The sequence below is a fragment of the Tahibacter caeni genome (assembly GCF_024609805.1).
Lineage (GTDB): Bacteria > Pseudomonadota > Gammaproteobacteria > Xanthomonadales > Rhodanobacteraceae > Tahibacter > Tahibacter caeni.
Genome location: NZ_JANFVR010000274.1, coordinates 1 through 6,560 on the forward strand (window position 1 = coordinate 1; position 6,560 = coordinate 6,560).

At 72.0% G+C, this 6,560-nt stretch carries 6 protein-coding genes; all 6 read left to right on the top strand.

The annotated features are described in order from the left end of the window. Positions 1 to 1,199 (top strand): ABC transporter permease (locus NON22_RS18445; RefSeq protein WP_257388421.1); only part of this gene is annotated, 1,199 nt, incomplete at its 5' end. Between the two features lies 1 nt (position 1,200). Continuing rightward, positions 1,201 to 2,328, top strand: coding sequence for an ABC transporter permease (locus NON22_RS18450; RefSeq protein WP_257388422.1), 1,128 nt, complete (start codon positions 1,201 to 1,203; stop codon positions 2,326 to 2,328). A gap of 64 nt (positions 2,329 to 2,392) precedes the next feature. Further along, a complete protein-coding gene (locus NON22_RS18455; RefSeq protein ID WP_257388423.1) occupies positions 2,393 to 3,307 on the top strand; it encodes a ribose-phosphate pyrophosphokinase in 915 nt (304 codons plus the stop codon). Further along, positions 3,304 to 4,152, top strand: coding sequence for a hypothetical protein (locus NON22_RS18460; RefSeq protein ID WP_257388424.1), 849 nt, complete (start codon positions 3,304 to 3,306; stop codon positions 4,150 to 4,152). Before NON22_RS18455 ends, NON22_RS18460 begins: the two co-directional genes overlap by 4 nt. Beyond that, on the top strand, positions 4,146 to 5,504 hold the full coding sequence (locus tag NON22_RS18465) for an MBL fold metallo-hydrolase RNA specificity domain-containing protein (RefSeq protein WP_257388425.1): 1,359 nt from the start codon (positions 4,146 to 4,148) through the stop codon (positions 5,502 to 5,504). Before NON22_RS18460 ends, NON22_RS18465 begins: the two co-directional genes overlap by 7 nt. Beyond that, positions 5,501 to 6,560, top strand: a 1,060-nt coding sequence (locus NON22_RS18470) for a thymidine phosphorylase (RefSeq protein ID WP_257388427.1), incomplete at its 3' end; no start/stop codon positions are given. The genes NON22_RS18465 and NON22_RS18470, both read left to right, overlap by 4 nt.

Sequence of the window (6,560 nt, forward strand, 5' to 3'; positions counted from 1 at the left end):
CGGCCGAAGCCGCGCCGGCCGCCGCCGCGACCGCACCGTCGGCCGCGCCCGTCGCCGCGGCACCGGTCCGCGCGGCCTTCAGTCCGCGGCGCATGTACAGCTATCTCTGGCGCGAAGTGCTCGAGCTGCGCCGCGATCCGGTGCGAGCGACCCTGGCGCTGGCCGGTTCGCTGCTGCTGATGTTCGTGATCGGCTTCGGCATCAGCCTCGACGTGGAGAACCTGCGCTATGCGGTGCTCGACCGCGACGCGAGCAGCCTGAGCCAGGACTACGCGCTGAACCTCGCCGGCTCGCGCTACTTCGTCGAGCAGCCGCCGATCACCGACTACGCGGAGCTCGACCGGCGCCTGCGCAGCGGCGAGCTCGCGCTGGCCGTGGAGATTCCGCCGGGCTTCGGCCGCGACCTGCTGCGCGGCCATACGGTACAGATCGGCGCCTGGATCGACGGCGCCATGCCGACGCGCGCCGAAACCGTGCAGGGCTACGTGCAGGGCGTGCACCAGCAGTGGCTCGCCGACCAGGCGCGCCAGCGCCTCGGCGTGGACCTCGCCGCCGGCGTGAGCCTGCAGCAGCGCTACCGCTACAACCCCGACGTGCGCAGCCTGCCGGCGATGGTGCCGGCCGTGGTGCCGCTGCTGCTGCTGATGCTGCCGGCCATGCTGACCGCGCTCGGCGTCGTGCGCGAGAAGGAGATGGGCTCGATCATCAACCTCTACGTCACGCCGGTGACGCGGACCGAATTCCTGCTCGGCAAGCAGCTGCCCTACGTCGGCCTCGCGCTGGTCAACTTCCTGCTGATGTGCCTGCTCGCGGTGACCGCGTTCGGCGTGCCGATCCGCGGCAGCTTTCCGACTCTGCTGCTCGCCGCCGCGCTGTTCGGCGTCGTCGCGACGGGCATGGGCCTCGTCGCTTCGGCGCTGACGCGCAGCCAGATCGCCGCGATGTTCTTCACCCTGATCGGCACCTTGATCCCGGCCGTGCAATTCTCCGGGCTGATCGACCCGGTGTCTTCGCTCGAAGGCGCCGGCCGCCTGATCGGCACGGTCTATCCGGCCAGCCACATGTTCGTGATCAGCCGCGGCGTGTTCAGCAAGGGACTGGGACTGACCGACCTGTACGGCGCATTGTGGCCGCTGCTGCTGGCCATCCCGGTCGTGCTCGGCACGGCGCTGGCGCTGCTGCGCAAGCAGGAGCGCTGACATGCCGCGCCGCCTCGCCAATACCTTCCGTCTCGGCGTCAAGGAGCTCTGGAGCCTCTGGCGCGATCCGATGATGCTCGCGCTGATCGTCTACGTGTTCACCGTCTCGGTCTACACCGCGGCCACGGCCATGCCCGAGTCGCTGCACAACGCGCCGATCGCGATCGTCGACGAGGACGGTTCTCCGCTGTCGCAGCGCATCGTCGCGGCGTTCTATCCGCCGCAATTCAGCGCGCCGGTGCTGATCTCGCTGCAGGAGATGGACGCCGGCATGGACGCGGGCCGCTTCACCTTCGTGCTCGACATTCCGCCGGGATTCCAGCGCGACGTGCTGGCCGGCCGCCCGAGCGAGCTGCAGCTCAACGTCGACGCGACGCGCATGAGCCAGGCCTTCACCGGCAATCTCTACGTGCAGCAGATCGTGCAGGGCGAGATCGGCGAATTCGTGCGCCGCGAGCGCGGCGCGGCGGCGATGCCGGTCGAGCTGGCCCTGCGCGCGCGCTTCAATCCGCAGCTCGACAAGACCTGGTTCGGCAGCCTCATGGAGATCATCAACAGCGTCACGATGCTGTCGATCATCCTGACCGGCGCCGCGCTGATCCGCGAGCGCGAGCACGGCACCGTCGAGCACCTGCTCGTGATGCCGGTGACGCCGGCGCAGATCATGCTGGCCAAGGTCTGGGCCATGGGCCTCGTCGTGCTGACCGCAGCGGCCCTATCGCTGGCGCTGGTCGTGCGCGGCCTGCTGCAGGTGCCGGTCGAAGGCTCGGTCACGCTGTTCCTCGCCGGGGCGGCGCTGCATCTGTTCGCGACCACGTCGATGGGCATCTACCTGGCCACGCTCGCGCGCAGCATGCCGCAGTTCGGCCTGCTGCTGATCCTCGTGCTGATCCCGCTGGAGCTGCTGTCCGGCGGCATGACGCCGCGCGAGAGCATGCCGGTCCTCGTGCAGGACCTCATGCTGCTCGCGCCGACCACGCACTTCGTCGAGCTCGGCCAGGCCATCCTCTACCGCGGCGCCGGCTTCGACGTGGTCTGGCGGCCGTTCCTCGCGCTCGCGGCGATCGGCTCGACGCTGTTCGCGCTGTCGCTGCGGCGTTTCCGCAAGACCCTGAGCCTGATGGCGTGAATCCGACCGTCGCCAGGACGCCGTTTGTGGCATTTTCCAACCGGGCCGACTGCCGGAGCCGCCGATGCGCCTGATTCTGCCGCTGCCGGGCCACGAGGCCTTCGCCGGCCGCCTCGCGCAGGCCGGCGGCTGGACCGCGATCGCGCCGGAGACGCGCCGCTTTCCCGACGGCGAGAGCTATCTGCGCCTGCCCGAGGCGGTCGGCGGCCGGCCCGTCGACCTCGTCTGCAGCCTGGCCCGGCCCGATCCGCAATTCCTGCCGCTCGCTTTCGCCGCCGATGCGGCGCGCGAGCTCGGCGCGAGCGAGGTGACCCTGGTCGCGCCCTACCTGGCCTACTTGCGCCAGGACACGCGCTTCCGGCCCGGCGAGGCGGTCAGTTCGCGCAGCTTCGCGCGGCTGCTGTCGGGCTGCGTCGACCGCGTGCTGACCGTCGATCCGCACCTGCACCGCTATCCGGCGCTGGCGCGGATCTACCGCGTGCCGACCGCGACCCTGCACGCGGCGCCGCTGCTCGCGGGCTGGATCGCCGAACACGTGCGCTCGCCGCTGATCGTCGGACCGGACGAGGAAAGCGCGCAGTGGGCCGGCGCGATCGCCGCCGCCGCGGGCGCGCCCCACGTCGTCGCGCGCAAGCAGCGGCACGGCGACCGCGACGTCGAGATCGCCCTGCCCGACCTGTCGGCCTGGCGCGACCGCCAGCCCGTGCTCGTCGACGACATCGCCTCGTCGGGCCGCACGCTGATCGCGGTCGCGCGGCAATTGCAGCGGCAGGGCCTGCCGCGGCCCGACTGCGTCGTCGTGCACGGCCTGTTCGCCGACGACGCGCTCGCGGCGCTGCAGCCGTTCGTGCGGCAGGTCGTGTCCACCGATTCGGTCGCGCATCCGAGCAACCGCATCGGCCTCGCGCCGCTGTTCGCCGACGCGCTCGCGCGGAACCTGCGCGATCCCGCCGAGGCCCTGTCCGGAGACGACGCATGACGGCCGCCGGTCCGCCGCTGCCCGACGACCGCGCCGGCCGGAGCCGCGGCTACGGTCCGTTCCGCCATGCCGCGGTCACGCGCGAGCGCGTCGCGGCACTCGTGGACACCTGGCGGGCCGACGGCCATGCCGCGACGCCGGCCGGGCTCTGGCGCCTGTTCGCCGCGGCCGACCGTCTCGCGAGCGCGGCCGCCTGGCTGGTCGTGCACATGACCTATGCACGCCGCGTCGACCTGAGCGGCGCAGCGCTGCCGGCCGCGGACTTCGAGGCTTCGCCCGAGGGCCATACCGGCGGCTCGCTGAACACGGTGCCGGCCTTCGTCGGCTATCTGCTGGCCAATGCGCTCTCGGGCGCGACGCGCAGCTGGCTCATGGAGCAGGGCCATTGCGTCGCCGCGATCGAGGCGGTCGACGCGCTGACCGGCGACGTGTCGGCGGCACAGGCCGGACGCTACGACCGCAGCGAAACCGGCCTGTCGCACCTCGTCGCGGATTTCTATTCCTACGCGATCGGCGCCGACGGCCGTCCGGCCGTGCCGCTCGGCAGCCCTGCCGGGCCGCACCTGAGCCACACGCGGCCCGAGCCCCTGCTGGGCGTGCTGCGCCGCATCGACGACGGTCCGTGCCGCACGGCGGCGCTGGGCTACCTGAGCCGCGGCGGCACGTTCGACGTCGCCGGCATGCTGTTCGCCAACCGCTGCACCTGGGCGCATGCCGTGGCCGCCGCGGCGCGCGTCGCGGGCTGGCCGCCCGAAACCCTGCTGGACGCTGCCGAAGCCGACGCCGTGGCCGGCCGCAGCGGACCGCAAGCCCTGCTTCATCCCGACAAGGACTACGAATGCTGACTTTGCGATCGTTGGGCGGTGCCGGCACCGTGACCGGCTCCAAGCACCTGCTCAGCCTCGGCGAGCGGCGCCTGCTGCTCGACTGCGGCCTGTTCCAGGGCCTCAAGAACCTGCGCGAGCTCAACTGGAAACGCCTGCCCGTCGACGCCGCCGGCATCGACGACGTGGTGCTCAGCCATGCGCATCTCGATCACTGCGGCTACCTGCCGCGGCTGCTGCTCGAAGGCTTCCGCGGCCGCATCCACGCGAGCACACCGACCGCCGCGGTCGCGGACCTGATCCTCAAGGACGCCGGCCATCTGCAGGAGAAGGACGCCGACTACGCCAACCGCAAGGGCTTTTCCAAGCACCATCCGGCGCTGCCGCTGTATCGCGTCGTCGACGCCGAGCGCGCGCTCGAACGCTTCGACGCCGTGCGCTGGCACAAGCGCACGCCGCTGCACTGCGGCGCGCAGATCCAGTTGCGCCCGGCCGGCCACATCCTCGGCGCGGCGACGGTGCAGGTGGACTGGGGTGGGCGGACGATCGTGTTCTCCGGCGATCTCGGCCGCTACGCGGATCCGGTCATGGTCGCTCCCGAAGCCGTGCCCGAAGCCGACTACGTCGTCGTCGAATCGACCTACGGCGATCGCCTGCATCCGCCGCAGGATCCGCTCGAGGCGCTCGGCGCGGTCATCGAGCGCACCGTGCAGCGCGGCGGCACCGTCGTCATTCCGGCCTTCGCCGTCGGACGCGCACAGACCCTGCAGTACTACCTCTGGAAGCTCAAGCAGGCCGGCCGCCTCGCGAACGTGCCGGTCTACGTCGACAGCCCGATGGCGAGCAGCGCGAGCGACCTGCTGCGCCGCTTCGTCGGCCAGCACCGCCTCGACGCGGAAACCTGCGCCGAGGTCTGCAACGTCGCCACGCACGTGCGCGACGTGGCCGAGTCCAAGGCGCTGTCGGCCGACCGTTTTCCGAAGATCATCATTTCCGCGAGCGGCATGGCCACCGGCGGCCGCGTGCTGCACCACCTGATCGCGTTCGCGCCGGATCATCGCAACACCGTGCTGCTGTCGGGCTTCCAGGCTGCCGGCACGCGCGGCCGCCGCCTGCTGCAGGGCGAGCGCGAGATCAAGATCTTCGGCCAGTGGGTGCCGGTGCAGGCCGAGGTCGTCGACCTGCCGATGCTGTCGGCGCATGCGGACGCCGAGGAAATCATGCGCTGGCTGTCGGGTTTCCGCCGGCCGCCGCGGCGCGTGTTCGTCGTGCACGGCGAGCCCGAGGCGTCCGACGCCCTGCGCGTGCGCATCGCGCGCGAACTCGGCTGGGACGTCGCCGTACCGCGCCAGGACGAGGAGTTCACGCTATGACCGACACTGCCGGCGACGGCAACGGCAACGGCAACGGCGCGCCGGAACTGCGCGCGACGCGCCTGCGCCTGCACGCGCAGCACCAGCTCATCGCGGTCATGCGCCGCGACGAGCGCGTCTGCCGCGCCGAAGGCCTCGCGCCGCGCAGCCAGATCGAAATCGACGCGGGCCCGCGGCGCATCCAGGCCCTGCTCTACCAGATGGACGGCGACCTGCTGCAGCCCGGCACGGTCGCCTTGTCGGAAACCGCCTGGCAGCAGCTCGACCTGCGCGAAGGCGACGCCGTGCGCGTGCACCATCCGCCGCTGCTCGACTCGCTCGCGAGCTTGCGCGGCCGGCTCTACGGCCACCGCCTCGGCGCGGCGGAACTCGCCGCGATCGTCGCCGACGTCGCCGCGGGCCGCTACAGCGACGTGCATCTCGCGGCCTTCCTGACCGCGACCGCGGCCCTGCCGCTCGACGACGAGGAAACCTACGCGCTGACCGGCGCGATGGTCGATGTCGGCGAACGCCTGCGCTGGGACGCACCGGTCGTGCTCGACAAGCACTGCATCGGCGGCCTGCCCGGCAACCGTACGTCGCCGCTGGTCGTGGCCATCGTCGCGGCCTGCGGACTGCTCATTCCCAAGACCTCTTCGCGCGCGATCACCTCGCCGGCCGGCACGGCCGACACGATGGAGACGCTCGCGCCGGTGGAGCTCGACGGCGCGACCCTGCGCCGCGTCGTCGCGGCCGAAGGCGGCTGCCTGGCCTGGGGCGGCGCGATGCGCCTGAGCCCGGCCGACGAGGTCTTCGTGCGCATCGAGCGCGAGCTCGACATCGACACCGAAGGCCAGTTGATCGCCTCGGTGCTGTCGAAGAAGATCGCCGCCGGCTCCACGCACGTCGTCATCGACATTCCGGTCGGCGACACGGCCAAGGTGCGCACGCCCGAGGCCGGCGCCGCGCTCGCGCGGCGCCTGCAGGCCATCGGAGCGCGCTTCGGCCTGGCCGTGCACGGCATCGTCAGCGACGGCAGCCAGCCGGTCGGCCGCGGCATAGGCCCGGCGCTCGAAG

Excerpts from the sequence above, each read along its gene's own strand:
- NON22_RS18450 (WP_257388422.1), top strand. The coding sequence starts at position 1,201 with ATGCCGCGCCGCCTCGCCAATACCTTCCGTCTCGGCGTCAAGGAGCTC.
- NON22_RS18460 (WP_257388424.1), top strand. The coding sequence starts at position 3,304 with ATGACGGCCGCCGGTCCGCCGCTGCCCGACGACCGCGCCGGCCGGAGC.
- NON22_RS18465 (WP_257388425.1), top strand. The coding sequence starts at position 4,146 with ATGCTGACTTTGCGATCGTTGGGCGGTGCCGGCACCGTGACCGGCTCC.
- NON22_RS18455 (WP_257388423.1), top strand. The coding sequence starts at position 2,393 with ATGCGCCTGATTCTGCCGCTGCCGGGCCACGAGGCCTTCGCCGGCCGC.